The sequence below is a fragment of the Ruegeria meonggei genome, from assembly GCF_900172215.1.
GTDB classification, from domain to species: domain Bacteria; phylum Pseudomonadota; class Alphaproteobacteria; order Rhodobacterales; family Rhodobacteraceae; genus Ruegeria; species Ruegeria meonggei.
In genome coordinates, this window is the sequence record NZ_FWFP01000003.1 from 365,497 (window position 1) to 391,100 (window position 25,604).

At 54.3% G+C, this 25,604-nt stretch carries 21 protein-coding genes and 4 pseudogenes; 9 read left to right on the top strand and 16 right to left on the bottom strand.

Going from position 1 to position 25,604, the window contains the following annotated elements:
* Positions 1–18 precede the first annotated feature (18 nt).
* From RUM8411_RS06940 to RUM8411_RS06955, 4 genes are read right to left on the bottom strand one after another with little or no spacing between them, the layout of a single operon-like run.
* Positions 19–1,080: an ABC transporter substrate-binding protein gene (locus RUM8411_RS06940; RefSeq protein ID WP_085821947.1), complete on the bottom strand. Its 1,062-nt coding sequence runs from the start codon at positions 1,078–1,080 to the stop codon at positions 19–21.
* A 17-nt stretch (positions 1,081–1,097) separates the two neighbouring features.
* Complete coding sequence (locus tag RUM8411_RS06945; RefSeq protein ID WP_085821948.1) at positions 1,098–2,195, bottom strand: ABC transporter ATP-binding protein; 1,098 nt, start codon at positions 2,193–2,195, stop codon at positions 1,098–1,100.
* Positions 2,192–2,980, bottom strand: coding sequence for an ABC transporter permease (locus RUM8411_RS06950; RefSeq protein WP_085821949.1), 789 nt, complete (start codon positions 2,978–2,980; stop codon positions 2,192–2,194). Before RUM8411_RS06950 ends, RUM8411_RS06945 begins: the two co-directional genes overlap by 4 nt.
* Entirely contained in the window at positions 2,977–3,834 is an 858-nt protein-coding gene (locus RUM8411_RS06955) for an ABC transporter permease (RefSeq protein ID WP_085821950.1), read from the bottom strand. The genes RUM8411_RS06950 and RUM8411_RS06955 overlap by 4 nt, the downstream gene beginning before the upstream one ends.
* A gap of 123 nt (positions 3,835–3,957) precedes the next feature.
* On the opposite strand from RUM8411_RS06955, the gene RUM8411_RS06960 reads away from it, so the two are divergent.
* Positions 3,958–4,605: a TetR family transcriptional regulator C-terminal domain-containing protein gene (locus tag RUM8411_RS06960; RefSeq protein ID WP_085821951.1), complete on the top strand. Its 648-nt coding sequence runs from the start codon at positions 3,958–3,960 to the stop codon at positions 4,603–4,605.
* Positions 4,606–4,784: 179 nt separating this feature from the next.
* Here RUM8411_RS06960 and RUM8411_RS22940 read toward each other — a convergent pair.
* The 3 genes and pseudogenes from RUM8411_RS22940 to RUM8411_RS06975 all read right to left on the bottom strand — a co-directional run.
* Positions 4,785–4,895: pseudogene (locus tag RUM8411_RS22940) on the bottom strand (IS6 family transposase); the annotation flags it as partial.
* A gap of 240 nt (positions 4,896–5,135) precedes the next feature.
* On the bottom strand, positions 5,136–5,453 hold the full coding sequence (locus RUM8411_RS06970; protein ID WP_085821952.1) for a bactofilin family protein: 318 nt from the start codon (positions 5,451–5,453) through the stop codon (positions 5,136–5,138).
* A 689-nt stretch (positions 5,454–6,142) separates the two neighbouring features.
* Positions 6,143–6,846: pseudogene (locus tag RUM8411_RS06975) on the bottom strand (IS6 family transposase).
* A gap of 289 nt (positions 6,847–7,135) precedes the next feature.
* Here RUM8411_RS06975 and RUM8411_RS06980 point away from each other — a divergent pair.
* The 6 genes from RUM8411_RS06980 to RUM8411_RS07010 all read left to right on the top strand — a co-directional run bounded on the left by RUM8411_RS06980 (position 7,136) and on the right by RUM8411_RS07010 (position 17,638).
* Positions 7,136–9,781 carry an AsmA family protein gene (locus RUM8411_RS06980; protein WP_085821953.1) on the top strand — a complete coding sequence of 882 codons (2,646 nt, stop codon included), beginning with the start codon at positions 7,136–7,138 and terminating at the stop codon, positions 9,779–9,781.
* 359 nt (positions 9,782–10,140) lie between these two features.
* A complete protein-coding gene (gene iadA, locus RUM8411_RS06985; protein ID WP_085821954.1) occupies positions 10,141–11,307 on the top strand; it encodes a beta-aspartyl-peptidase in 1,167 nt (388 codons plus the stop codon).
* A 54-nt stretch (positions 11,308–11,361) separates the two neighbouring features.
* Positions 11,362–12,216: a cyanophycinase gene (locus tag RUM8411_RS06990; protein ID WP_085821955.1), complete on the top strand. Its 855-nt coding sequence runs from the start codon at positions 11,362–11,364 to the stop codon at positions 12,214–12,216.
* A gap of 54 nt (positions 12,217–12,270) precedes the next feature.
* Complete coding sequence (gene cphA, locus RUM8411_RS06995) at positions 12,271–15,066, top strand: cyanophycin synthetase (protein ID WP_085821956.1); 2,796 nt, start codon at positions 12,271–12,273, stop codon at positions 15,064–15,066.
* Between the two features lie 14 nt (positions 15,067–15,080).
* Positions 15,081–16,817, top strand: a complete 1,737-nt coding sequence (locus RUM8411_RS07000) for a Mur ligase family protein (RefSeq protein WP_085821957.1) — start codon at positions 15,081–15,083, stop codon at positions 16,815–16,817.
* A 368-nt stretch (positions 16,818–17,185) separates the two neighbouring features.
* Positions 17,186–17,638 (top strand): DUF1348 family protein, encoded by a 453-nt coding sequence (locus RUM8411_RS07010; protein ID WP_268808318.1) that lies wholly within the window; start codon positions 17,186–17,188, stop codon positions 17,636–17,638.
* A 120-nt stretch (positions 17,639–17,758) separates the two neighbouring features.
* On the opposite strand, the pseudogene RUM8411_RS07015 reads toward RUM8411_RS07010, so the two are convergent.
* From RUM8411_RS07015 to RUM8411_RS07025, 3 genes and pseudogenes are all read right to left on the bottom strand, one after another.
* Positions 17,759–18,454, bottom strand: a pseudogene (locus tag RUM8411_RS07015) (IS6 family transposase); the annotation flags it as partial.
* A gap of 185 nt (positions 18,455–18,639) precedes the next feature.
* On the bottom strand, positions 18,640–19,095 hold the full coding sequence (locus RUM8411_RS07020) for a hypothetical protein (protein ID WP_143534843.1): 456 nt from the start codon (positions 19,093–19,095) through the stop codon (positions 18,640–18,642).
* Between the two features lie 211 nt (positions 19,096–19,306).
* Positions 19,307–19,762 (bottom strand): SRPBCC family protein, encoded by a 456-nt coding sequence (locus RUM8411_RS07025; RefSeq protein WP_085821960.1) that lies wholly within the window; start codon positions 19,760–19,762, stop codon positions 19,307–19,309.
* A gap of 100 nt (positions 19,763–19,862) precedes the next feature.
* Between RUM8411_RS07025 and RUM8411_RS07030 the strand changes: the two genes are divergently transcribed.
* Positions 19,863–20,555, top strand: coding sequence for a helix-turn-helix transcriptional regulator (locus RUM8411_RS07030; protein WP_085821961.1), 693 nt, complete (start codon positions 19,863–19,865; stop codon positions 20,553–20,555).
* A gap of 114 nt (positions 20,556–20,669) precedes the next feature.
* Here the strand turns inward: RUM8411_RS07030 and RUM8411_RS22945 are convergent.
* Positions 20,670–20,762: pseudogene (locus tag RUM8411_RS22945) on the bottom strand (integrase); the annotation flags it as partial.
* A 33-nt stretch (positions 20,763–20,795) separates the two neighbouring features.
* Positions 20,796–21,524, bottom strand: coding sequence for an IS6 family transposase (locus RUM8411_RS07035; protein WP_085822030.1), 729 nt, complete (start codon positions 21,522–21,524; stop codon positions 20,796–20,798).
* Between the two features lie 333 nt (positions 21,525–21,857).
* Here RUM8411_RS07035 and RUM8411_RS07040 point away from each other — a divergent pair, with 333 nt between their 5' ends.
* Positions 21,858–22,784: a DMT family transporter gene (locus RUM8411_RS07040; protein WP_085821962.1), complete on the top strand. Its 927-nt coding sequence runs from the start codon at positions 21,858–21,860 to the stop codon at positions 22,782–22,784.
* Between the two features lie 143 nt (positions 22,785–22,927).
* Here the strand turns inward: RUM8411_RS07040 and RUM8411_RS07045 are convergent, their stop codons facing one another.
* The 4 genes from RUM8411_RS07045 to RUM8411_RS07060 form a co-directional block, all read right to left on the bottom strand.
* Entirely contained in the window at positions 22,928–23,137 is a 210-nt protein-coding gene (locus RUM8411_RS07045) for a hypothetical protein (protein ID WP_143534844.1), read from the bottom strand.
* 78 nt (positions 23,138–23,215) lie between these two features.
* Complete coding sequence (locus RUM8411_RS07050) at positions 23,216–24,487, bottom strand: sensor histidine kinase (protein WP_085821964.1); 1,272 nt, start codon at positions 24,485–24,487, stop codon at positions 23,216–23,218.
* Positions 24,471–25,154, bottom strand: a complete 684-nt coding sequence (locus tag RUM8411_RS07055) for a winged helix-turn-helix domain-containing protein (protein WP_085821965.1) — start codon at positions 25,152–25,154, stop codon at positions 24,471–24,473. The genes RUM8411_RS07050 and RUM8411_RS07055 overlap by 17 nt, the downstream gene beginning before the upstream one ends.
* Positions 25,155–25,237: 83 nt before the next feature.
* Positions 25,238–25,564 carry a PepSY domain-containing protein gene (locus RUM8411_RS07060; RefSeq protein WP_085821966.1) on the bottom strand — a complete coding sequence of 109 codons (327 nt, stop codon included), beginning with the start codon at positions 25,562–25,564 and terminating at the stop codon, positions 25,238–25,240.
* Positions 25,565–25,604: the final 40 nt, after the last annotated feature.

Genomic DNA, 25,604 nt, shown 5'->3' on the forward strand with positions numbered 1-25,604 from the left:
CCCGGAAAAGTGGTTGTGTTAGAAGCCGGCTTTGATCCGTTCAAACTCCGCCAGCATTTTTGCTTCGAGTCCGGGGTTAACTGCATCAAAGAACAAACTGCCCTCGAAGAAGCTTTTTGGATCCGCAAAACCATAGGCTTCGATGTTGGCCTGATCGGCGACTTCAAACGCTTTTGCGTTGGAATGCGGGTAGCCCCAATTGTCGATGATGTACTGACCGCTGGCAGGGTCAGTGAGCGCGTTCAACAGATCATAGACCTGATCGACCGGTGTCGTGGAAGATTTCAGATGCACGTAACCACACGCCCATGTCGCGATGCCTTTGTCGACGTCACGCATCATTGCGGCAGGAACCTCGTTCCAGATCAGGTTCAACTCCGACTGGTTCCAGGCCCAACCCAATTCGATTTCACCGCTGGTCATCGCCTGGTCAAACTGACCCGCATCAGACCAGTAAAAGCGCACGTTCGGGTGGATCGAACGCAGAAAATCCGAGACTTCCTTGAACTGTTCATCGCTCAGGTTAGTGTAGTCATCAGCATTTCCGGTGGCCAACGCCGCCAACGCATATGCGGACGACGCGGCATCCGGGACGGCGATCTTGCCAGCATAAGCCGGGTCAGCCAGCAACTGCAGTGAAACATCATCTCCCGATATCTTGTCGGTGCGATAAATTAGGCCCGTATTCCCCCACTCGAACGGCAACATGTATAGCTGGCCGTCCAGAACGATGGCATCCACTTCCTTGATCTCGGGCAGCACATCGGCCCAGTTGGTCAACTTGCTTTCATCAAGTGGCTGGATCAGATCAGCTGCGACCCATTTTCGGACCGCGTCCGAACAGGGATGCGCCAGATCTGCGGCGAAACCCGAACTGAGTTTCGTAAAGGCTTCTTCCTGACTTCCGAAATAGGAATAGCTTGGCGCCTCATTCCCGTATTTTTCCATATAGCTGGCAAAGAAGCCGGGATCTTCATATCCCGACCAGTCAAAAACCGTCAGATCAGCACCACCTGCAAAGGTGCTTCCTGTACTTACTGCAGTCGCACACGCGAAGGCCGCAATTCCTTGAAGTTTCATTTTATCCTCCCACTGTTTTATTCTGTACTTTGACCAAGATCGATCACGCTGGCGCCCTGAAGCCCCAGCCAAACCGCATCGCCGCGATTGAAATCGACTGTGTGAAAATAGTTCGGAACCGACACCGAGATTGGTGTCTCGGTTCCCGCAACCTGAATATGGTAGTGAATGTTCTCACCATAAAAGGCGACGTTGCTGACGGTGCCCTGTACCGTAGATGGATAGTCCTCGGGCTTTTCAGCGGCGATCTCTAGTTGTTCCGGTCGAATACCGATGTTCATGTTCCTGTCGCTGGTCGCGACATTGGGATTTCTCTCAATCTCCATACGCCCAAAAGCGGCTGCATTGATTGAAAGCGTATCGCCAGTCTCGTCCAGCAGTTGGGCGGGCAAAATGTTCATCTCGCCGATAAAGCTGGCTACCTGCTGATCGCAGGGGCGGGCATAAAGCGTGGTTGGAGTGTCCACTTGTTTGAGCCGCCCATTGAACATCACGCCAATACGATCAGACATTGTCATCGCTTCATATTGGTCGTGGGTAACCATCACGAAGGTGATACCAAGCGATTGCTGCAGATTGCGCATTTCAAACTGCATCTGCTCTCGCAGTTTCTTATCAAGTGCCGACAAGGGCTCGTCCAGCAGCAACACCTTAGGTCGCATGATCAACGCCCGGGCAAGAGCCACCCTTTGCCGCTGCCCACCGGATAACTCGCCTGCGCCGCGGTCCTGAAGACCGCCCAGCTCGACCATTTCCAAGGCTTCGGCCACGCGCTGGTCGATCTCGGCCTTGGGCGCCTTGCCCCGCAAGCCATAGGCCACGTTGTTTCCGACATTCAGGTGCGGGAAGATGGCGTAGCTCTGAAAAACCATGTTCGTTGGTCGGTTGTTTGCAGGCACACCTTCCATATCCTGACCATCAATCAGAACAGAGCCTTTGGTTGGTTCCTGAAAGCCAGCGATCATCCTCAAAACCGTGGTCTTGCCGCACCCAGAAGGGCCGAGGAGAGAGAAAAATTCGCCTTCCTTGAGATCGAGGTTGATCCCGGCAGCGGCTACAAACGTGCCGTAGCGCTTTTCAACGCCCCTGAGTTCTATGATGTTTCTGTCTGTCATCGGACCTCTGAAGCGGAAGAGCGGCGGCGGAAATACTCGGCCAGCACCAAAAGCAGAACCGAGGTAAGCAGCAAGATAGAGCCGAGCGCCAGAACATTGGGCAGCTTGGCCGGAAAGCGGATCTGGCTCCAGATATAAACCGGCAAGGTTGGCTGGTTCCCGGAAAGGAAAAAGGCGAGGACAAACTCGTCGAAGCTCACCGTGAATGTGACCAGCATGCTGGCCACGATGCCCGGGGTTACGACAGGCAGCGTCACGCGGCGGAAAGTCTCAAATACGCCGACACCGAGATCATAGGATGCCTCCTCTAATGACGCGTCGAAGTCATCGAAAGCTGATTTCAGGATCGAGACAGAGAACGGCAGAGCAAGGAAGGTATGTCCCAGTACAACGGTCAAAAGAGATGGTTTGAGGCCAAGAAACAGAAACAGAACCAACATCGAAGAAGCGACAATGATGCCAGGGATGACCAGGGGCAGCATTACCAGACCTTCAGCCGCGCGCTGCCCCCGAAAACGGTACCGAACAAAGGCCCGGGCGGCAAAAAGACCCATGGCCGTGGATAGAATTGCGACAACTGTGCCGACGCCAAGCGAATTCCAAAGGGCTTGGATCAAAGTGTCCTGCTCGCCCAGCTTTCGGTACCAGTCCAGCGTCCAGCCCTTTATCGGAAAGGCCACGATTGTGCCGCTGTTGAACGAGAACAACGGCAGGAAGAGAACCGGCAAGTACAGAAACACAAGATACAGAAAAGCATATGCCGTCAGGGTCGAAGGACGCCTCATTTGATCCGCCTCCCCAGCCGCGTGGCGGTAAGGACAAATACAATGGCGACAAATCCGACCGAGAGCATCGCGATCAGTGACAACGTGGCACCCAGGGGCCAATTGTTGGCAGCCCCGAACTGAACCTGAATGAGATTTGCAATCATCTTGCCGTCCGACCCGCCGACCAGCGCCGGGGTCACGTAATCGCCGACGGTCGGGATAAAGATAATCAGGCAGGCGGCAATAATACCCGGGATTGTCAGCGGCAGCGTCACGCGCATGAAACGTCTAATAGGGCCGTTGCCCAGATCGGTGGCGGCCTCCAACAGGCTGGGGTCGATTTTCTGCAGTGAGACATAGATCGGCAGGATCGCAAACGGTGCCCAGGCGTGGGCAAGCGTCAGCACGACGGCGAATTCATTATAAAGCAGAAAATCGAGCGGTTCGTCGATCAGACCCAGCATCAACAGCGCAGAATTCATCACACCGTTGAATCCGAGGATGAGTTTCCAGGCAAATACGCGCAGAAGGTAGCTGGACCAGAACGGAATGGTAATGAGCAGAAGCCAGATGGTCTTCTTGCGCGCCTTCATCGCGATGAAATATGCGATTGGATAAGCCAGTGCGACGGTAACTGCGGTAACCGCCCCGGCGATCCAGATCGATCGCAACATCAGGTGACGAACCAGCGGGTCCGCAAACGCATCGCGATAGTTTTTCAGGGTCGGTGTCTTGTCGAGCGTCACATAGGATTGGGTCCAGAACGAATAGGCGACCAAGATCACCAATGGCGCCGCCACCAGAAAGCCCACATAGGCCGTGGCTGGTGCGCTGAGGGTATAGCCCCGGGACGCTTCGCTACGAAAGATCACCCAACCTCCATTTCCGATTTTTTAACGAGTCACTAATGGACGATCGTCCATTAAATGTTGCGCCAGAAAGGCCTTTCGTGTCAATCTTCCTGTGAACCGACCCTCTGAGTAGACCTCAAACACATGGAATCATTGAAAAAAGACAAGACACTTAAAGAGAGAAAGCGCGGTGTAAGGCGTGATCCAGAGGCCAACAGACAGTTGCTGATCAAGGCGACTCTGGACACTATTGCTGATATTGGAATTACCGACACTTCGGTCAGCCGCATCTGCGAGCGCTCCGGTCTGTCGCGTGGCATGATCCATTTGCACTTTGGAGGGAAAGACAAGCTGCTGACTGAAGCGGCCCAGCAATTCAGCGCTGAGTACTATGCTGAAATGGACCGGATGACCGACCTGGGTCTGCATTCATCGCCGGAAGATCGGATAATGGCAGTGGTCGGGGCCGATCTGTCAGAAGTTTTGCTCAACCCCCGCAGTACAAAAATCTGGCACGCTTTCCGCGGCATCGCGAGCTCTCATCCAGGCATTGCCCGCTACAGCAGTACCCAGGATCACAAACTTGTCGACACCTTGCTGGAGGCTTTCAGAGAGCTTGGTGAACAGAATGGGTATGATCCGGATCTAGCAGAGGATGCCACCAGCGGAACTCTGGCTCTGCTGGAAGGTATGTGGGTGAATTATCTGACCGATATGCAGAGCTTTTCCCGCGAAGGCGCAGGCGCATTGATCCGTAGGTTTCTGGGGGGGCTGTACCCAGGGTGCTTTTAACACAATTCGGGGCTCTCTAAGGCGCTGCAACACGTGCGAGTTGCAGCGCAATTCAATGTCAGAAAACACAAATGATTTGAAACGGGGATGAGTGGCGGTGCTGTCAAACTAATGCGAACCAGTCTCAGTTCATCACCAAATCCCGGAACTTAGGCGGAGCAAAGCTGGCACCACTTGGAAAACCGAACTGGTTCGTGGCTGATGTCGATGCCGCGGTCGTGCAGAAGGTCCTTAACGTTACAAAGCGAAAGCGGAAAACGGACATACATCATCACAGCTAGGCGATTAATTTAAGGACTGGTTTTGAAATAGCGAAAAGGGGAACGTTTTGTCATCGGGCAAAGCTACGAAACAGCCCTGCCCGTCTCAAGCCGGTTTCTTCTGACAATTACCGACCAATTCTACGTCTCGCAGGTAGGACTAGGCTGTGTCCATCAGGTAGATAGTCGAGCCGCTCAACATGTATTCAGATATCCGGCAATCGCAAAGACTACACCTGTGTCTTTTGCACGTGCTTTACCACACGCGGTCTATTGCTGACCCGTGATTTTGACCTTGCCCACAACCTTAGCCCCGCTTTCAGTTGTCATCGTCTTGGCCACGACATCCGCATGAACTTGTGAGGTCGATGCAAGCTTTAGATCATCGCAATTCAAGCGGCCCTTATGCTTGCCTTCAACCATGACCTTCTTTGCCGACAATGCCCCGTCAACCGACCCGCTCAACTGAACCGTGATCGTCTCAGCGCTGACATCGCCGACCACGCGGCCATTGACTTCGACACCTCCCCCGCTTGAACTGACATTGCCTTCGATTGTCAGATCTTCTTCAATTCTTGAGCTCGACACATTGAATTCCTCTGATTGAGTTTATGACAACCCTAGAATGGAAATTGGGATTTGAACACCTTTGCCGACGGCAATTTGAACCGAGTGCAGGCGTACGATGCCACGTGGCGCGCATGCTGGAACTGGTTGAGCAAGGCCAAAAGCAGTCGATCGGCTGGACCCAGTTATTCTGGACCGAAGCCCGCCATTGCTGCCGTTCATGCACGACGCAGCATTCCTAAATGATCGGTTTTGTTGTTGGGGCAAAACAAACCTTGATGAGAATTCACATGGAGGAACGATTGAACTGCTTCGGTCTCTCTTGCTTAACGTCATGTCCACGCCCGAACTGGGTGGTATCAATCCGGTCTCAAACCTTCTATGCCTGCCTGAAACCGAGAGAGGACACCCAATGCCTAAATCCAAAAAGCCCAAGGCAAGGCGCCCAGGTGCAAACCCTGTCAAGAAACCTGCTTGGCACCAAGCACTCAACGGCACTGCCGGACAACATGGAGGGAAGCCAACTAAAACTGGCAAAAAGGCACAGAATAAATCGGCGTAGGCCGACTGCAATTTTAAAATGACTTGGCGAGACAGCCGCATTGGGCATCTTGGCAACTGCGGAACAGGAGTTGCGCCCGTGGTAGAGCCAGAAACGGTGCTGTCAGACAAATTCGAACCGGTCTTAGCTAGACCAGTACAGCTGCCCTTTACGCCGCACCCAGATCGCGCCACTCGGCGAGAGCGGCGGTGCGTGTCAGCTTGAATGTATCTCTGCTGGCTAGTGATCTTTCCTGGTTGAAGTGGTTGTAGACGGAGGAGTGGACGGAGGTAAATTTCTGTAAGCTTCGCATGCGCCTGAAACGTTGTATGGCGCGTTCGCTTCGTCGGAATGGCAGGTGGGAATTCTCAACGCGGTTGTTGAGCTACTTGCCCGTCTGCTGTCTTGCGGTAGCATCAAGCTCCTTGAGAGCGGCCCGATACGATGCGAAGCGATCCGTGACGACGTTTTCCGCTTTACCGTGTCGCTTCATCAATTTCGTGAGGAATTTCAATGCCGCCTGCTTGTTTCGACGTTTGGTACGACTGTTTCCAGCACCTTGCCTTCGTGATCAACAGCCCGCCAAAGATAATGCCGCTTGCCATTCACCTTCAAGAATACCTCATCCACGTGCCACTTCCATTTGGAGAACGCGCGCAGTTGCTGGACACGCTTCCGTCTGATCTCAGCGGCAAACAACGGGCCGAACCTGTTCCGCCAATAGCGGACGGTTTCGTGGCTGACATCGATCCCGCTTTCATGCAGCAAATCTTCCACGTTTCTAAGCGATAGTGGGAACCGAATGTACAGCATGACTGCCAGACGAATGACCTCTGGACTGGTTTTAAAGTATTTGAATGGCGATTGTTTAATCGTGCGCGAAGGCTACGAGAGCGCCCTGCCCCGCTCAAGCAAAGTTCTTCTGACAAGACCCGGCTGATTTTATCTGCCTGAAACAAATAGCATCTCCCCGACTGCCTCAGTGCGACGTTTTAGCAAATCTTGTTAGCAAACATTTTTGGCTGATCAGCATTCACCCACTGAGTGGCACTTTCTATGCCCGTTTCAATTTTGTTTCTTCTAGCACCACCGTTCTGTACGATCCCGGTACAGGCGTTTCTGAACAAGCGTCGGCGATGTGCAGCGAAGAAGATTGGGCGTTATGAAGGTGATTTTACGAATAGCCGGACGTGCCGTTCTGTTCTGTGCTCTTATGATAGCGCTTGGTTGGTCTGTATTGGCGTTGCCTTTCTTCTCGGAGCTTCGGGTTCCAATTTTAGAGAGGGTGCTTTCAGACCAAATCGGTCAAACGTTGTTTATACGAGGAGATGTCAGCATCGTTCTGGGTGCAACAAGCCACATCCATGCAACCGCAGTTGAAGTCCCAAGCGAGACAATTGCCAATGTGAGTTTGGCGACGCTGAAGGACCTTAAGCTAGAACTGAACCTGCCGGCGTTGATCAAAGGCCAGGTTGATATCGACAACTTGATTGTAGACGGCTTGAAAGTCAGAATGCTGACTAACAAGAACGGGACGCACAGTTGGACAGCAAACAATCGACCTGAGGTCAGTTTGACGACGTCGGGGCTGCAGAATGACACTGACGGCATTCTTGACTTCTTGAGCGATAAAACAGCCGCATTCACTTCGGTTGCGCTGATCGTCGAAAATAATACGACAGGCTTTGAATTCGATTTCAACCTAACAAATCTACACTTGGATCAAGTGGATGATGATGCGGGTGTTACCGTTACAAGCCACGGAACCGTGAACGGTCAGGACTTCCAAATCAAAGGCGATTATCCAAGAGGTCAACCATTCACGACAACTGCAAACTTCGGTGCGATGAAGCTTGATTTCAACGGGGCTCCGATCACATCGCAGAATGGTGGCGGTTTCGATGGCAAACTGACGTTGGACACAGGCGAAATTGGCGACTTACTCGAAGTGCTGAGGCTCGACCGTGATCTTGAGGGGCAAGCAACCTTGGCAGCAGAGATACGCAGCCAGAACCCACAACTGAAAATTACAGATATCACAACAGCTTTAAACCTTTCTAAAGGTCAAAAGCTGACAGCGGAGGGTTCTGTCGGAGATTTGTTAGATTTTGCGGGTATAGATCTGACTGTCGACGGACGCTTTTATCCTGAGGGAAACCCACCTGAAACAGCCACGGATCTGAAGGATTTGAAGCTGACCGACTTATCAACTCATATTGTTGGTACGGATGGCGCATTGGAGTTTCAGGATCTGATTTTAACAACAAACGCATTCGACAATGAATTAAAGCGGGTCGGCCCAGTCAGTATTGGTCGCGTATTTCGGGCTAATGAGGGCAATCTGATGCTTGAAGACATCGCGTTGCAGGCCGGGCCGCAGGATCGGCCATACGTTACCGCTCAAGGGAACATCAAAGACCTGCTGCGGCTGAAGGACATCGACTTTGGCGGCACTATGTCGATACCAGCTTCGGTGGTCTTTCGAGACCAAGACGAGAAAGACGCAAAAACGCTTGGCAGCATAGAGGGCAATTTTTCTTTCGATGATTTGCAAGGGTTCCTCAGTCTCAACGAGTTTGATGCGCAGACAGTAGATACCGACGTATGGGAGCTGAAAACTCAGGCAAAGCTTGGAAATGTAGATGATTTTGAGAATCTGTCCTTTGATTTCAACCTAGATGTCAAAGACAGTGCTTTGTTCCTGAGCGCCCTTAACCTGAAAAAGATCAATGCCGGGCCGTTGAAGTTCAGCCTGTCCGCAAATGGAAAAAAAGAGAAGTTCTCAAGTGTCATCGCGCTGTTAACCGGAAAGTCGAAGCTGAATGCCAAGTTGGAGACATCCGTAGCTGGCGCGCGACCCAAAACGCAAGGCAAGGTTTCCAGCCAGAGTATCGTGCTTCAGGATGTCAAAAATGCTATTTCCATCGTTTCGCGAATTGGAGCAAGCTTCCGACAGCGCGGTACCGAAGAAGCAAAATCCGCTAGGTCGAAAGCCAAGGCTTCTGATCTGATAGAAGTAGAGGATTTTCTGCTCGATCAGGATGTTGATGTAACCATTGATATCAAAAAAATTGAAGGCCAACGGGCGATAACCAGCTTGTCCAGCCAACTCACGGCCAAGGACGGCATCGCACAACTTGGGCCGGTCGACGTAGCCTATGATGGTGGTCATTTCTCCGGCACGGCGAAGATGAACGTGGCAAAGACACCCCAGCTTCTTTCAATTCAAGGCACAACGAAAGACTGGAATCTGGCAGACGTCCTGGATGCATTCAAGGTCAAATACGCGGCTGAGGGGCGGCTCCATGGGAGTTTCGAGTTTGTCGGAAACAGGCGTTCACTAGACGTGTACTTGAACTCTATGAAGGGTTCTGCTTCGATTCTGATGTCAAATGGTGGGATTGCAACCAGTCTTCTCGAACTGTCCGGCCTTGGTATATTTCCATGGTTGTTTTCTGAAGAACTCAGAAAAGGATACAGTAAGATCACATGCCTTGCCGTGCCTATTAAAGTCGATGCAGGCAACGTCTCTTTCAGCTCGTTTGTCGCCGAGACCAAAAAAGTTCAACTAGTTGCCCGTGGCGAGCTGGATTGGAAAAAGAACTCGATTTCAATCCACGCAGAAGCCCGAAAGCTTGGCAGGCCGCTGTCACGCAGCGCCTGGCCTTTCGAAGTCGTAGGAACGCTGACGCATCCGAAAATCAAACTTCTTCATCACAATATCTTCCAGAAACGCGCGGACGGCGCGACGAAGCTGCCTCTTACCAGAAAATCCTGCATTCCAGATATTGACCAATTGAGACAGTAGTTTCAGAGCTCAGTTTCAAACTCGACCACATGCGAATGGCCGATAGACATGGTCATCTGGCTCTGTTCAAGTTCCGATCAACAATTCAGAATGTCCTGGCGGTGTGAGCGTCGATCGCGGCCCCAAACCGGACTCTCAACACCCTTTAGAATTGCCGCGGTCGCAATCCGCAAAGCCGCCATTCGCTGGAACAGCAAGAAGCAAGGCTAGGCGATCGCAAAAAGTCTTCCATCATTTTCCTCAATATCCGCTAGGGCTTAGAGTCCGACATTCGTGCTTTCTCCGAAATAGGGGATGGTTCTTTTACTGTCTTTTGGTGCAAGACAGGATGTCGCCGCTCTTACTGACGGATATGAAACGTGTTGAGACTTATCAAGAATGCGCACCTCTATTCGCCTGCACCTTTTGGTTTGGGCCATATTCTCACCGCAGGTGAACGCATCATTTACGTCGGTAGCGTAGCGCCCGAATTGCCGGATCAGCTTCAGGCCGAGGTCATTGACGTCGACGGTGCAGCGGTTGTTCCGGGATTGATTGACGGACACGCGCACATCACGGGCGGCGGCGGTGAAACCGGACCAGCCAGTCGGGTGCCGCCGATGGTCCTGTCCTCTTTCACACGTGCCGGTGTCACTTCGGTCATTGGAGTCCTGGGCACCGACGATCTGACCCGCAATACGCAGACGCTGGTGCAGCAGGCCTATGGGCTGCGGGCCGAGGGGCTTTCGGCCTGGTGTCACACCGGTGGCTATCATGTCCCGCTAACCACTCTCACCGGTTCAGCCCGCGGAGATATCGTGTTCCTAGATCCGGTCATCGGCGTTGGGGAATTAGCGATCAGTGATCATCGGTCGAGCCAACCGACATTGGATGAGTTTCTTCGGATTGCAAGCGAGGCGCATGTCGCGGGATTGATGACTGGAAAAGCGGGGATTGTGCATTGCCATATGGGAGATGGCGAGCGGGGGTTGTCAATGTTGGAGAAAGCTATCGCGACTTGCGAAATTCCCGCACGCGTCTTCAATCCAACCCATGTCAATCGCAATAAGCCACTTTTCGAACAGGCCGTCGCGCTGGCGCGGCACGGATGCTACATCGACGCTACCGCGTTCCCCTGTGAGCATATCGAACCGGGCATCTCTGCCTCCGAGGCCTACATCCAATTTCGCGATTTAGGTGGTAATGCGGACCGGTTTACGATCAGCTCTGACGGTGGCGGTTGCCTGCCTGCCTTTGACCGTGATGGCAATTTGACACGGTTCGGTGTGGGATTGTCGGACACTTTGCCCGAAACCCTGCGCGACCTTACAGATCGGGGAGTATCCCTGTCCGAAGCGCTGGCTCCGTTGACCTCGAATGTCGCCGATCTACTGAAGTTACCCCGAAAAGGGCGTCTGAAAGTTGGCATGGACGCGGATCTGGTGGTTCTTGACGAATACACGGCTGTACGGCATGTGATGGCCCGGGGGGAATGGCATGTCCGCGATGGCCAGATAGTCCAGCGCGGTATGTATGAACAAGTTTGAGCGTCCGCGCGGTCCCGGTGGCTGCCCGCTATAGCACCGGAAGGTAGTTGAGACATGTGCCCTGCACCCGTAGATGCAGAGACCCCGCGCGGGTACATTATTCCGATTGGCGGCGGTGAAGACCGCGCTAAGGAAATGCAGATTCACCGAAAGTTTGTGGAACTGTCCGGCGGTGCCGAAGCCGATATTGTCGTGATTCCAACAGCCTCGATGCTGGAAGAAACAGGGCCAGACTATAACCGTATCTTTTCCGAGCTGGGCGCAGGCAAGGTTGAATTCCTGCCGATCTCACGCAGGGCCGATTGCGACAACCCTGATTTTGCCGAGATGCTGGACCGCGCGACCGGGATTTTTTTGACCGGTGGGAACCAGTTGCGCCTGTCAGCGATTCTTGGAGGGACTCTAGTCGCCCAAAAAATACGCCGCCGGAATGCGATCGGTGTACCGGTTGCAGGTACTTCGGCAGGTGCCTCGATCATGTCCGAGCATATGGTTGCGGGCGGCAGCAGCAACTCAGCCCCGGCTGAAGGCAACATCACACTTGCACCTGGTATGGGTCTGACCAATGCCGTCATCATCGATCAGCATTTCACGCAGCGAAACAGGCTTGGGCGCCTGCTAACGGCCTCATCTTTCAACCCTTTCTTGATTGGGTTGGGAATTGACGAAGACACGGCTGCCTTCATCGGTCCCGACAATGTCTTTGAAGTGATCGGCAGCGGTTCGGTGACCGTGGTGGATGCCAGCGAGTTGACCCATTCATCAATGTGGGATGCGCGCCGGGGCGAAGCACTGAGCCTTCTTGGTCTTCGGCTTGACGTTCTGGGCGAAGGGTGCCGTTATGATCTGACGGCTCGCCAGGCTTTTCCGCCGGATGAGCATATGGCGTTCTGCACATTGCCGGATTAGTCCGGGGATGAGGCCGCCAGCGGGGGGATGAATAGCTAACCAACGGGGAGCCTCATGAAAATAATCTCGACCAATGTCTTTGTCGGCCCGAATGTCTGGGCCAGTTTTCCGGTCATTCGCCACGTCATCGATCTGGGTGTTCTGGAAGAGTGGCCCTCGGCAAAAATTGGACCCGAGTTTATCGACGCCTTGATCAAGGCGCTTCCTGGTCTGGCTGAACATGGCTGTTCTTTTCGCGAACCCGGGGGCTTCATCCGCCGCTTGCGCGAAGATGAGGGCACCTGGCTGGGTCATGTGCTGGAACATTGTGCGATAGAGGTTCAGAATGTGGCCGGTTCGGATGTAACCTTTGGCCGAACGCGCAGCACAGGCGAACCCGGCCGGTACAATATGGTTTATGAATACCGCCAGCGCGATGTCGGTCTAGATGCAGGCAAGTTGGCAATGCGTCTGCTGATGCATCTTTTGCCGCAATCCCTCAAGGAACAGGTGGATTACGATTTCGACCCGGACTTTAACTGGGACGATGAACTGCGCAGCTTTGTGCTGCGGGCGCAGCGCAAAGAATTTGGCCCGTCAACCGGGTCGCTGGTCAAGGCCGCGCAAGGGCGCGACATCCCGTGGATCAGGCTGAATTCAGGCTCGCTGGTGCAGTTCGGGCATGGGAAGTACCAGAAACGCATTCAGGCAACCATCACATCAGAGACCAAACATATCTCGGTCGAGATTTCCTGCGATAAGGAAGACACCCACAACCTGCTGAACGATCTTGGCCTGCCGGTACCACAGCAGCGCATGGTCTATTCCCCGGGCGAAGCGGTACGCGCTGCCGGACGAATTGGACACCCGGTGGTCGTCAAGCCTTTGGACGCCAATCACGGGCGCGGTGTTTCAATCAACTTGAACTCGGACGAAGAGGTCGAGGCCGGCTTTGCCGAAGCCAAAGAGCATTCCCGCAGCCGTGCTATCCTGGTGGAGAGCTTTATCACCGGCTTTGATCACAGGATGCTGGTTGTGGACAACAAGCTGGTCGCGGTGGCCAAGCGGGTTCCCGGGCATGTCATTGGCGACGGCACGCACACGATTGCCGAACTGGTCGACATCGTGAACCAGGATCCGCGCCGAGGCATCGGGCACGAAAAAGTGCTGACCATGCTCGAAATCGATAATCAGGCCACACGCCTGATGGAGAATGCGGGCGTGAGTACAGAGACCGTGTTGCCGGATGGCGAGATTTTCTATCTCCGGTCGACGGCGAACCTGTCCACTGGCGGCACCGCAATCGACCTGACGGATGTGGTGCATCCCGACAACCGTGATATGGCCGAACGCGCGATCATGGCCGTGGGGCTGGATGTGGGCGGTGTGGACTTTCTGATCGACGATATCACCAAATCCTACAAGGATATCGGTGGCGCAATCGTCGAAGTGAACGCAGCCCCTGGCTTTCGGATGCACGTAGCCCCGTCCGAAGGTCAGCCGCGCGATGTGGCCGGGAAAGTGATCGACATGCTGTTCCCGACCAACGAGGAAACCCGCATCCCGATTGCGGCGATCACAGGTACCAACGGCAAGACAACGACGTCACGGATGCTGGGTCATATCATGAAAACCAGCGGCAAGACCGTTGGTATGACCTCGACCGACGGCGTTTATGTGGACGGCAAGCTGAGCGTGAAGGGCGACATGACAGGGCCCAAATCCGCGCAGATCGTCCTGCGCGATCCGGCGGTTGATTTTGCCGTGATGGAAACCGCACGCGGCGGTCTTGTTCGGTCAGGTCTGGGTTATCAGCGCTCAAACGTGGCAGCATGTCTGAATGTTTCGGCAGATCATTTGGGTCTTGGCGGCATCAACACGGTCGAGGAACTGGCCGTCGTCAAGCGCGTGGTGGTAGAGAGCTCTACGGATACGGCCGTGCTGAATGCCGATGACATCAATTGTCTGAAAATGGCTGACTACGCCGGAGCGGATCAGATCTTCTATGTGACCATCAATCCGGGGCACAGTCTGGTCAAAGAACATATCAAGGCAGGCGGCAAGGCCATCGTGCTTGAAAAGGGCATGAATGGTGACATGCTGACCATTTACGACAACGGGCTTCATATCCCGGTTCTGTGGGCACATCTGATCCCGGCGACGTTGGAAGGAAAAGCGATTTTCAACGTCCAGAACGCGATGTTCGCCACCGCGATGGCCTATAGTTTCGGAGTGGATCTTGACAATATCCGCCACGGGCTGCGCACGTTCGACACCAGCTATTTCCAGGCACCTGGGCGGATGAATGTCTATGATGAACATCCCTTCAAGGTGATCCTGGACTATGGCCACAATCCAGCCGCGTTGAAGGCGATGGCGGCGCTGGCCGATCAGTTGGAGGTCAAGGGCCGCAGATTGTGTGTTGTCGCGATGCCCGGCGACCGGCGCGATGAAGACATTGTAGACGGGGCCGCCGCGTTGGCCGGACACTTTGATCATTACATCTGCAAAGCGGATGACCGCCGCCGCGGTCGCGGGCATGACGAGGTGCCGCAGTTGATGCGTCAGGCCATGATCGAAAACGGTGTGGACGCTGCAGCGATCACGATCATCCCGGACGAGGTCGAAGCCGTGAGCGCCGCGTTGGAGCAGGCTGCACAGGGCGATCTGCTAGTAATCTTTGGTGACGACACAACGCGTTGCTGGAAACAGATCATTTATTTCAACTCTGATGGTGAAGCACCCGAGGCCGCGCCGATGGCAAGCCCCACCGAGCCCGCATTCGAAGACATGTTCGAAGGCGACCAGAACCTGATCCGGGACGAGCGTGGTGTGCGTCTGGCCCGTGACATCAGTGAAGACGCGGATTGAGCGGAGGCTCGGAAATGGACCGGATTGAAGAGCTTGAGACCGCGCTGACAATTGCAAGCGCGACTGTCGACCATATTCAGGTTGATGACGCCCGGCGCCTGACTGGGCCGGGCCTGCTTTGGGACCGACCCGGCGCGGTGATAGACGTGTTTTTCACCGATATTGATGCCAAGCAGGTCACCGCCTTGTGGGAGAACCACGCGCGTCGTGTGCTGGACGCGCTTGGGTGGCAGGATCAGGACCTGACCCACCGCATCTTTACGGGTGGCGTCAATTTGGCGATCTCGGCGCCAATGGATCAGCTCTATTCCGCGATCTTCGCGGCGCAAACCGCCTGGCATTTTTGTGCCGCCGAACTGTTGGCATCCGAGCCCGGAGATTTCGATCAGATGGTTGTGGATGTAAAAGGCGTGATGGAGAAAGAAGCCAACCCTGCGCTGATCGCCTGGATCGCGGCAGCAGAAGTGCAAGGTGTGGATATCCTCTGCGATGATGATGACGTATCGATCGGGCATGGGACGGGCAGTCAAACCTGGCCGGTCGATGCGCTGCCAGCCTCTGATGAAGTAGACTGGTCTGCTCTGCACAATATCCCGGTCGCGTTCATCACCGGAACCAACGGCAAAACCACCACAACCCGGTTGCTTGAGGCGATCGCACGCGCTTCGGGCAAGGTCGCCGGGCTGACCTCGACCGAATTTGTGCGCGTGGGTGACGATATTCTGGACCGTGGCGATTACTCAGGCCCCGGCGGCGGGCGGATGTTGCTGCGCGACAAACGGCTGGAGGTCGCCTGTCTTGAAGTCGCACGGGGAGGCATTCTGCGTCGAGGTCTACCGACTCGCGCGGCCACAGCGGCGGCGGTCACCAATGTGGCGAACGACCATCTTGGGCAATACGGGGTTAACACGGTGCCAGAACTGGCTCAGGCCAAGTTCGCCGTACATCGCACACTGGCCGAGGGTGGCGTGCTGGCCCTGAATGCCGATGACAACTATGTCCGCGCCGAATCGGAGAATACATCTGCGAATATCTGGTGGTTTTCGCTGGACTCACAGAATGACCTGATCCGGCAGGCTCGTGACGCGGGCAAGTGCTGCGCGTATGTACGGCAGGGAGATATCGTCTTTTTCGACGGCGCAGCGGAACAGGTGGTGATCGCAGTTTCCGATGTCCCCCTGACCATGGGCGGCGCTGCGAAGTACAATATCCTGAACGCGCTGGCGGCCTTGTGCCTAGCCTTGGCACTGAATTTGCCCGTTCAGGCGGCTCGGGATGGATTGGCCGGTTTCAAGCCAGACGCCAAAGATAACCCAGGTCGTTGCAACGAGTTTCAGCACAACGGGGCCCGGGTTTTCGTGGATTTTGCACATAATCCGCATTCGATTTCGGCAGTTTGCGATGCGTTATCGAGCCTGCATGCAAAACGGCGTTTCATAATGCTTAGCCACGCTGGGGACAGATCGGATCAAGATATCCGCGAGGTAACTGCGACAGCGCTGAAATTCCAGCCCGACATAGTTGTCGCAACCGAGTTAGAAGGGTATTTAAGAGGTCGCGAATTAGGAGAAATTTCTGATCTGATCGAACGAACGGCGTTGGAACATGGGTATGATGCGAAACAAATACTCAGAGCTACTTCGCCCTCACAGGCTGCTTCACTGATACTTGAAATGCTGGAGCCCGGTGATATTGCTTTGCTGCTTGTGCTATCCGATCGCGAAGCCGTTCTAGCGATGCTTGACAGTTAAAAACAAAGCCGGCTGCCGAATTCACAGAGTTACAGTCAACACGAGGCAATACCAGCAAACGCAACGCAGATATCCAATTCGGCTTCAGACACCGATTGAAAGGTAGAGTTCCAATTCATCGGTAATGATCAGCTGGCAAACAAACCTGGGCTTCTCCAGGGCAAAAGCACGTGCGCGGACCCGCTTTTTTTGCAACACCGGATCGGTAGCGGGCCATTCCGACCTCTCAGCGCAGCTGTCTAATTCTGCGGTCGCAGCCCGCTTTACGGTCATTCGCTGCGTTTGCGAACGCCGGTGCCGGACGAGCACTCTCAACAAGCGCGGAGCTGCCGCTCAACAATCCTGACCGTTAAGTTTCGGATGGCCTGGTGGTTCATCCGCCGCTAACTTCGCTGAAACGCAATTGCTGCTTTCTGGGGGATATTTTGATACCTGATTTTGAGACTGCGCACAGAATGGCGAAAGCGCATTGCGACGCTTGGACCGAACGAAATCCAGAGGCCGTGGCAAGCCGCTACGCATATAACACGACCATGGGTATGAACCGCAGCGACCCGATGACAAGCCAAGCCGAAATCGCCGAAATGGCTGCGGGTTTTATGGCCAATTTTCCCGATCTCATCCTCAAGCTCGACAGTGTTTTGGTTGCCGATCACCATATGGTCTATGCGTGGACCTTTGAGGGCCACCACAAAGACACGGGCAGCCATGTGAAGTTCTCAGGTTGGGAGGAATGGGATCTGGACGACGATCTCAAGGTGATCAAGTCGCTGGGTTGGTATGACAACGCCGATTATGAACGCCAGGTTGCTGGCGAATGATGATCGCTGCCAAGGGGGCACGGCCCGTGCGGGCGATCGTCTACGGTGTCGGAGAAGTGCTGTCAGACAAATTCGAACCAGCCTCAGTTTGCTGCGACACGCGCGAACTTTTCCGGAACAAAGCTGACGCCACTCGGCGAGAGCGGCGGTGCGTGTAAGCTTGAAGGTGCCTCGGCTGGCTAGTGATCTTTCCTGGTTGAAGTGGTTGCAGACGGAGGAATGGACGGAGGTAAATTTCTGTAGGCTTCGCAAGCGCCTGAAACGTTGTATGGCGCGTTCGCTTCGTCGGAATGGCAGGTGGGAATACTCAACGCGGTTGTTGAGCCACCTGCCCGTTTGCTGTCTTTCGGTAGCATCAAGCTCCTTGAGAGCAGCCCGATACGATGCGAAGCGATCCGTGACGACGTTTTCCGCTTTACCGTGTCGCTTCATCAATTTCTTGAGGATTTTCAATGCCGCCTGCCTGTTTCGACGCTTGGTGACAATCGCTTCCCGCACCTTGCCTTCGTGATCATCAGCCCGCCAAAGATAATGCCGCTTGCCATTCACCTTCAAGAAAACCTCATCCACGTGCCACTTCCATTTCGAGAAGGCACGCAGTTGCTGGACACGTTTTTTGTCTGATCTCGGAGGCAAACATCGGGCCGAACCTGTTCCACCAATAGCGGACGGTTTTATGGCTCACCTCAATACCACGCTCATGCAATAGGTCTTCCACGTTCAAAGTTATAGTGGGAACCGAACGTACAGCATGACCGCCAGACGAATGATCTCGGGACTGGTCTTGAAGTACTTGAATGGCGATTGTTTAATCATGCGCGAAGGCTACGAGAGCGCCCTGCCCCGCTCAAGCAAAGTTCTTCTGACAAGATCATTCGCTGCGGATGTATGATTTTGCTACCCACTGACTCGCGATCTGCGGACAAAGCCGATCTCGGCATGCCCTCAATCTCGCCAAATGGATGGTCTATTGGGCGGTTACCTTTTCTAGAAGACAGATCCTAATACCACCAACGGGCGCCTGCGTGGCGCCGCAGCCAGCCTCCGATGCTGAAGTGATCGCGGTGAATCAGGAGCAGAAGCGCGACGAATGCGGCCATCGCCGCAAGAGCGATCACTGGGTTTCGGTTGATTGGAAAGCCGCGGTCGTTCAGAGCAAAGGGATCTAGGTAACGCTCCCATTGTCGGGTGATGGTAAAGAAATGCATCGCCGCAAGACCGCCATAGCTGAAAACGCGAAAAACGCCCAAAGCTGCCAGCACACAAAGTGCAATTTGAACGCCGCCCACAGCGTATATCTGGGCAAAGGACATCTCGATCCCGTCGATATTCTTGGCCAGGTTTTGATATTGCTGGGGCGTAATGATCTTGTGGACGGCCCAGAGAAACATGAACCACACGAGCCCTATGCGCAGGATAAAGACGGCGGCGGCGTCTTTGCGGTCATAAAACGTCATGATCACTCCTGCACTTGCAAAACTATGAAGCGACAGACCGTAAGCAGAGGCCATCCGAAATCGTCGCGTCACCAACAGATGGCACGCTGGAATGATTGGTGCAATGAACGAGCGCTTCCGACCATATCTATTGCCGGTGGTCGTAAGGGAAAAAAGGTCCGCCATGGGTTCACTGCAGGCATCAGAGGCCGAGCAGCATGCTGTCAAACTCTCACTCAGACCGCCCTAAGCGAACCTTCTCTGAGAGCCCTTGAAGGTTTGCAACGATAATCTTGCCCATCATCATTTTCATCATGGTTTGTCCCATCAGCCATCCGATCGGCCCGTATTTCACGCGATAATTGAAGGTCCAAGTCACTTTGGATTTGCCGCCGATTGGCGTGATGCGGATTTCGGAACTGGCTTCGTGCAGCGGCATCGCGGCCATCTCAGATAGCTTGACCGTATAGCCGCTGCCCGGCTTCCATGCAGTCACCTCTTCAACCACAGACGTGCCGTTCGCGAAGTGGTTGCGGCGCTTTGAGCCCTTTCCAACTTCACCGTAGGTTAAGGCATCAACGGATGTGATCTGCGGTGCGAATGCGTCGATATGCATGTATTGGCTCAACACTGCCCAAACGGATTCTGGGGCTGCGTCGATTGTTAGGTTGCGTTCATGGTGGATCATTTTCAGCTCCGTTTGTTTGCATGTCAGTCGGTTTCTGATCCTGTCCTAGAACTACGCTCCTCTCACCGTTATGACAGTAGTGTGAGAGGAGGATGAAAAAATGCGTCGCACTGAACGTCTGTTCCAGATTATCCAAATACTGCGGTCTACCCAGTCGCCAATCACAGGACGGGAGTTGGCAGATGAATTGGAGATATCTCTTAGCACGCTCTACCGCGATATGGCCGAGCTTCATGCACAGCGTATCCCAATTGCGGGCGAGGCGGGGATCGGATACGTGCTTGACGATGGTTACGACATGCCGCCCCTGATGCTCACAGCAGATGAGTTAGAGGCGGCAGCCCTTGGTGCCGCGTGGGTGGCATCTGAGGCCGATCCCTCGCTTGCCCGGGCCGCGCGGGATTTGGTGTCAAAGCTCTCTTTGGCCATCCCGAAGGAACTGCGCCCGGTGGTGCTGGGCAGCAGCACAAAGCCTATTCAGACGCGCGCCAGGGTGACCGAACGTTTCGATAGCGCTCTGCTGCGCTATGCCATTCGGGAGAGGTACAGATTGCAACTCCTTTATACGGACCGTGATGGCAGCACGACTGACAGGGTTGTCTGGCCGCTATTGATCGCATTCTTGGATCGAACACGATACCTCGTGGGATGGTGCGAGACCAAAGACGACTATCGGCACTTCAAAACAGAAAGGGTCGAAGAGCTGAAAGTACTGGGCCAGAAGTACCCGGGACGGCGGGCGGCGTTGCTCAAGGGATGGGAAGAAGCGACAGCGAAACGGATGCAAAGCTGACGTTAGTGGGTTGTGCTGCATCTGATAAAATGGGCTCGATTCAAACCACCGCTGCGGCGCAAACATAGGTCCGGCCCGAATTGGCGAACGACAAGTGCCGCCCGCCAAAATGGTTCAAAGGTCGATTTGCTCGGCGATGCTCAGTGCATCTTCAAGTTCGACGCCAAGGTATCTGACAGTGCTGTCAACCTTTGTGTGTCCGAGCAGAGGTGCTGTCAGACAAATTCGAACCAGTCTCAGCTAGGCCAGTATAGCTGCCCTGTATGCCGCACCAAGTTCGCGCCACTCGGCGAGAGCGGCGCTTCGCGTCATCTTGAAGGTGTCTCGATTTGAAAGAGATCTTTCCTGGTTAAAATGGTTGTAGACGGAGGAATGGACGGAGGCGAATTTCTGTAAACTTCGCATGCGCCTAAAACGTTGCATCGCACGTTCCCTTCGTCGAAACGGAAGATGCGAATTCTCGACGCGGTTGTTCAACCACCTACCTGTCAGTTGCTTTTCCAGCACGCCGAGCTCTCTCAACGCGGCACGGTAAGACGCCAAGCAGTCTGTGACTATTTCCTCCGCCTGGCCGTGTCGCTTCATCAGTTTCTTGAGGAATTTCAATGCTGCCCGTTTGTTCCGGCGCTTGGTGACGACGGCTTCAAGGACCTCCCCTTCGTGATCAACGGCCCGCCAGAGGTAGTGTCTCTTGCCATTGACCTTCACAAATACCTCATCCACGTGCCACTTCCACTTTGAGAATGCGCGGAGTTGCTGGACGCGTTTTCTGCGGATCTCTGCAGCGAACACTGGACCAAACCTGTTCCACCAATATCGGACAGTTTCATGGCTGACATCGATCCCGCGTTCATGCAACAGATCCTCGACATTCCGAAGCGAGAGCGTAAATCTGATGTACGGCATCACCGCAAGGCGGATGATCTCGGGACTGGTTTTGAAGTACTTGAAAGAGGTAGGTTTGGTTATTCTCAATGACTACGCAACCACCCTGCACCGCTCAAGCCAAGTTCCTCTGACAAGACCCTTCAATCATCTTGCCCGGCCCAGAGACTAAATCAATCCAACTAATGTAGTATGTCATTGCATACGTTAGTGCATTCCCAATCACAATTGGGTCGTTAAAAACGGCCCAAACCGGTCACTCGACTGGGTATTGAGATGCTGCGATCGCAGTCCGCATTGCCGACATTCGCCGCATGTGCAAAGTTTTGAGATGGGCAAACCCACAGATTGCGGGACAAAGCTGTCGTTCTTCGAATCTCTAAAGACGAAATAGCAAATGCGTGATAGCTCCAGATTATGGCAACGACATCTGCGCGAAATCGACCGTCCATCCCTTACGCATTTGCAGTTTTTGGTGTTCTTTTTGCTTCAATCTGTTTCGGACTTGTTCCCTATTTCAGCCGCAGCCTGACCGAACAGGGCGTCGCACCCTATGCAGTCGCATTCTACCGCTACATTGTTGCGGCGATTCTTCTGCTTCCTGTTCTCATTTTGCACCGAAAAGAATGGCGAGAGATCACTTGGGGCCTTTCAGTTGGAGCCGTAATGGGGCTTGGGTGGATCGGGTATGTAACGGCGCTGGAGAAGTTGCCCGCATCGACAGTGGGTGTGCTTTACATGACCTATCCAGTATTCACTCTGGTCATTGCCTGGGCCGTGTTCGCTGATGCACCAACGAGGCGCGCATTGTTGGCCGCTGGTCTGATTGTGGTGGCAGCCGTCATTGCTGGCTCGCCCGCATCAGTGCCTGCGGAGCATCTACCAACTCTGCTGCTATCCCTTGCTGCCCCATTTGGGTTTGGCTTCGGAATCTGCGTGCTCGTACACAGGTTGTCACGGATTGCGCCGTTGGCACGCATCGCGTCAGTCTCTCTGGGGTCTGTACTGGGTCTTGCGCCGCTCATCCTTGGCGCTGAAGTTGGAGAGTTGCTCCCAGGGGAACAATCCGATTGGCTTCTCATTGTTGGTATTGGACTTGTCACCGCGTTCGTGCCCCAACTTATCTACACGATCTGCTCGCCTGTAATTGGGGCTTCCCAAACTGCCGTGGTCGGAAGCATAGAGTTACCCACGATGTTTGCTGTTGGATTTCTAGCCTTTGGCGAAACCATTACTTTACCTCAAGCCTTGGCATGTGCGTTAGTTCTGGGTGCAATCGCGATCACTAGAAGCCGCAAGACACGCACAGTATCTGCCGTTCTCGCGAAATCGCCGAAGCAGTAGTACCGGGCTCAGATTTACCATTTTCTACAGTCAGTTTGATAGACTGGTGGCAGCCCAAAGCGGACATGTCCAACTTGAAAGCCCCAATGAACAGCGCACGGCACTTTGTGCCCCCAATCGGGCGCATCCGCAGGCAATCGGGATTACGCGGTAACCCCCTCGACTTCCTTGCGTTCTGAGAATTGAAGCAACGCCAGAAGGGGTGTAGCCAAGATCCCTAGGCCGACAATGGCCAGTGCAAACATCGCCAAAAAGACCATAATGGACAGCCCGAGGCTCGCTACGACACAGGCCACAAGAAAGAGGCCCACGCCAGCAGCAGTAGAGGTCACTTTGTTCAGGTACGTTTTCATGTCTTTAACTCCAGCTTCATTTGTTGAGTTGATGAAACTGATATGTGGTTCGGGCTTTACGTCCGCCTGATTCAAAACTTACAAATCTGCAAACTTCAGCGTCACAGTCAGCCCGTGAGGATCGGTTTGCGATAAGATCAGATCTGCACCATGGCGATCTGCAACCGCACGGACGAGGGCTAGACCTAAACCCGTACCCTCGCTTTGCCGTGTTGCGTCAAGACGAACCATGGGTTTGATGATCTCGGCGTATTTCTCTGATGCCACACCGGGGCCGTTGTCGGCGACGCTAATGGTGCGACCACGTGCTGCGAGATTGATCTTGTCCCCGCCATAGCGCATTGCGTTCTGTATGAGATTTGCAACTGCCTGAACAAGCATCTGACGATCAGCGAAAACCGCTTCAGCGTCGCTCGCATCAAATTTCAGCACTTTGCCTGTGTCCTCAATCACTGGGCCAAAGGTCAAAGACAGGTCGGTCATCAAGTTCGCCAGATCAACCCTTTCGAAACCATCTGTGCCGTGGGTGGCTTCAATCCGAGCGACCCGCATGATCGTATCGAAAATGCCAGACAACCGCTCTGACTCTTCCAAGGCTGCACCGCGTTCCTCTCCTTCAGGCAAGCTTTCAAGTCGAGACCGCAGGCGGGCCAGCGGGGTGCGCAGGTCATGCGCCAAATTCGCGCTGAGATGGCGGGTCTGGGCGACCAACCGCTCCAACTCGGCAGCAGTCAAATCCACCTGGCGTGCCATGTCGTCGAGGTCATCCTTGTTCCGCGTGATCTCCGTGCGCGCGCTGAGGTCGCCAGAGGCCAACGCCGAAAGCGTGCTGTTAATCCGCTTGAGACGTCGCTGGGCGAAGATACCGGTGGCAAACCCAACCACCAATGTCAGAACAATCATTGTCAACATCGTGGTCCATAGAACACCGCCTAAGAGTTCAAACGCATCCTCCGCGTCATCAAGCGGAACAGCCGCCATGACCGGTGCGCCTTGACTGTCGGTATCTACAAGAACGCGCCAGGCTTCGGATTCCCGAAAATCATGGGACAGCTCCACCGTCCCCCCGCCGCGCGCAACCACACGCTGCAAAGCAATTGGCAGGTCTTCGAGATCATTTGGGTGACGCAAGATGACGCCAAACCGGTCGCCGCGCGCACCCTCAAGGGCTGAGGCCTTTGCCAACGCATCCAGCGTCGTATCGACACGGCGTTCGAACACATCCGAGCCAACCTTAATCGTGATATAGGCTGCGGTAGCCATGCAAAGCGCGAAGATGGCTGACAATATCAACGCTAGCCGCAAGGTCGAGGAGCGGCGAAGCCAGGTCAGATTACCGTCCAAAGACATAGCCTTCCCCACGACGTGTTCGGATCAGCGGTGTATCAAACGGCTTGTCGATTTTGGTGCGCAACCGGCTGATGTGGGTTTCTACGACACTTGTGGTCGGGTCAAAACTCATATCCCAGACCTGTTCCAGCAGCATCGTACGTGTCACCAATCGCCCCGGTCTTCGCATCAAGTATTCCAGAAGTTTAAACTCCTTGGCCAATAGCTCAATCTGTTGATCCTGGCGTTTGCAGGTCCGTGCTAGAAGGTCGAGGCTCAAATCCCCATGGCGCAAGACCGTGGCTTCTGCTTGTCTCGCCTCTAGGCCTTCACGACGGCGGCCCAAAGCGCCCACGCGGGCAGAGAGTTCGGCAAAGGCGAAAGGTTTCGTAAGATAATCATCGCCGCCAGCATCAAAGCCTTCGACGCGGGCGTCGACCTCACCCACAGCCGTTAGAAAAAGCGCGGGCGTGGTATTCTTCGACGCGCGCAAGGACTTCAAAACCGCCAACCCATCGAGGCCCGGGACCATGCGGTCCAGAATTAGAAGATCGTACTCCTGAGCCATAGCCGCCATCAAAGCGTCTTTGCCATCCTCGAAATGGTCGATGACATGACCTTCTTCGCGCAGGCCGTTGGTAACCCAAGACCCAAGTTGGCTGTCATCTTCCAGAAACAAAATTCGCATGTGGACCCTTACCGTCACGCATTCAGAGGCCACTCTAGTGAGCGACCTCCGCATTGGCCATTCATTCGCAGCTTGGCCGCGACCTATGTTTCATCGTCATCGTCATCGTCATCGTCGCCTTCATCTTCAGCCTCAACCTCAATCACTGCACCGGTGTCGGCGGCAATCTCGATTTCGAACTCTTGACCGTTAGCATCGAGGATCTCAACCTCATAGATCTTCGTCCCGCCTTCGTTTTCGAGTTCCGCTTCTTGGACCTCACCGGACACTTCCTGAAGCGCGATTTCAATGGCCTGCTGCATAGTGAGTCCCGTCGCCTCTGTAGTGCTTTGTGCCGAAACCGAACCGACGGCAGCTCCTGTAAGAACCAGACCTGCCAGTGCGCCGAGCGCTGCGTTTTTCTTGTCCATGTTTTCTCTCCATAGTTTAGTTGTTAGAAGGCTTTATTGC

Bases quoted from the DNA above. Each gene is read 5' to 3' on its own strand.
- RUM8411_RS06940 (WP_085821947.1), bottom strand. From the start codon at position 1,080: ATGAAACTTCAAGGAATTGCGGCCTTCGCGTGTGCGACTGCAGTAAGT.
- RUM8411_RS06945 (WP_085821948.1), bottom strand. From the start codon at position 2,195: ATGACAGACAGAAACATCATAGAACTCAGGGGCGTTGAAAAGCGCTAC.
- RUM8411_RS06950 (WP_085821949.1), bottom strand. From the start codon at position 2,980: ATGAGGCGTCCTTCGACCCTGACGGCATATGCTTTTCTGTATCTTGTG.
- RUM8411_RS06960 (WP_085821951.1), top strand. From the start codon at position 3,958: ATGGAATCATTGAAAAAAGACAAGACACTTAAAGAGAGAAAGCGCGGT.
- RUM8411_RS06980 (WP_085821953.1), top strand. From the start codon at position 7,136: ATGAAGGTGATTTTACGAATAGCCGGACGTGCCGTTCTGTTCTGTGCT.
- RUM8411_RS06990 (WP_085821955.1), top strand. From the start codon at position 11,362: ATGTGCCCTGCACCCGTAGATGCAGAGACCCCGCGCGGGTACATTATT.
- cphA (WP_085821956.1), top strand. From the start codon at position 12,271: ATGAAAATAATCTCGACCAATGTCTTTGTCGGCCCGAATGTCTGGGCC.
- RUM8411_RS07000 (WP_085821957.1), top strand. From the start codon at position 15,081: ATGGACCGGATTGAAGAGCTTGAGACCGCGCTGACAATTGCAAGCGCG.
- RUM8411_RS07020 (WP_143534843.1), bottom strand. From the start codon at position 19,095: ATGACGTTTTATGACCGCAAAGACGCCGCCGCCGTCTTTATCCTGCGC.
- RUM8411_RS07025 (WP_085821960.1), bottom strand. From the start codon at position 19,762: ATGATCCACCATGAACGCAACCTAACAATCGACGCAGCCCCAGAATCC.
- RUM8411_RS07030 (WP_085821961.1), top strand. From the start codon at position 19,863: ATGCGTCGCACTGAACGTCTGTTCCAGATTATCCAAATACTGCGGTCT.
- RUM8411_RS07040 (WP_085821962.1), top strand. From the start codon at position 21,858: ATGGCAACGACATCTGCGCGAAATCGACCGTCCATCCCTTACGCATTT.
- RUM8411_RS07045 (WP_143534844.1), bottom strand. From the start codon at position 23,137: ATGAAAACGTACCTGAACAAAGTGACCTCTACTGCTGCTGGCGTGGGC.
- RUM8411_RS07050 (WP_085821964.1), bottom strand. From the start codon at position 24,487: ATGTCTTTGGACGGTAATCTGACCTGGCTTCGCCGCTCCTCGACCTTG.
- RUM8411_RS07055 (WP_085821965.1), bottom strand. From the start codon at position 25,154: ATGCGAATTTTGTTTCTGGAAGATGACAGCCAACTTGGGTCTTGGGTT.
- RUM8411_RS07060 (WP_085821966.1), bottom strand. From the start codon at position 25,564: ATGGACAAGAAAAACGCAGCGCTCGGCGCACTGGCAGGTCTGGTTCTT.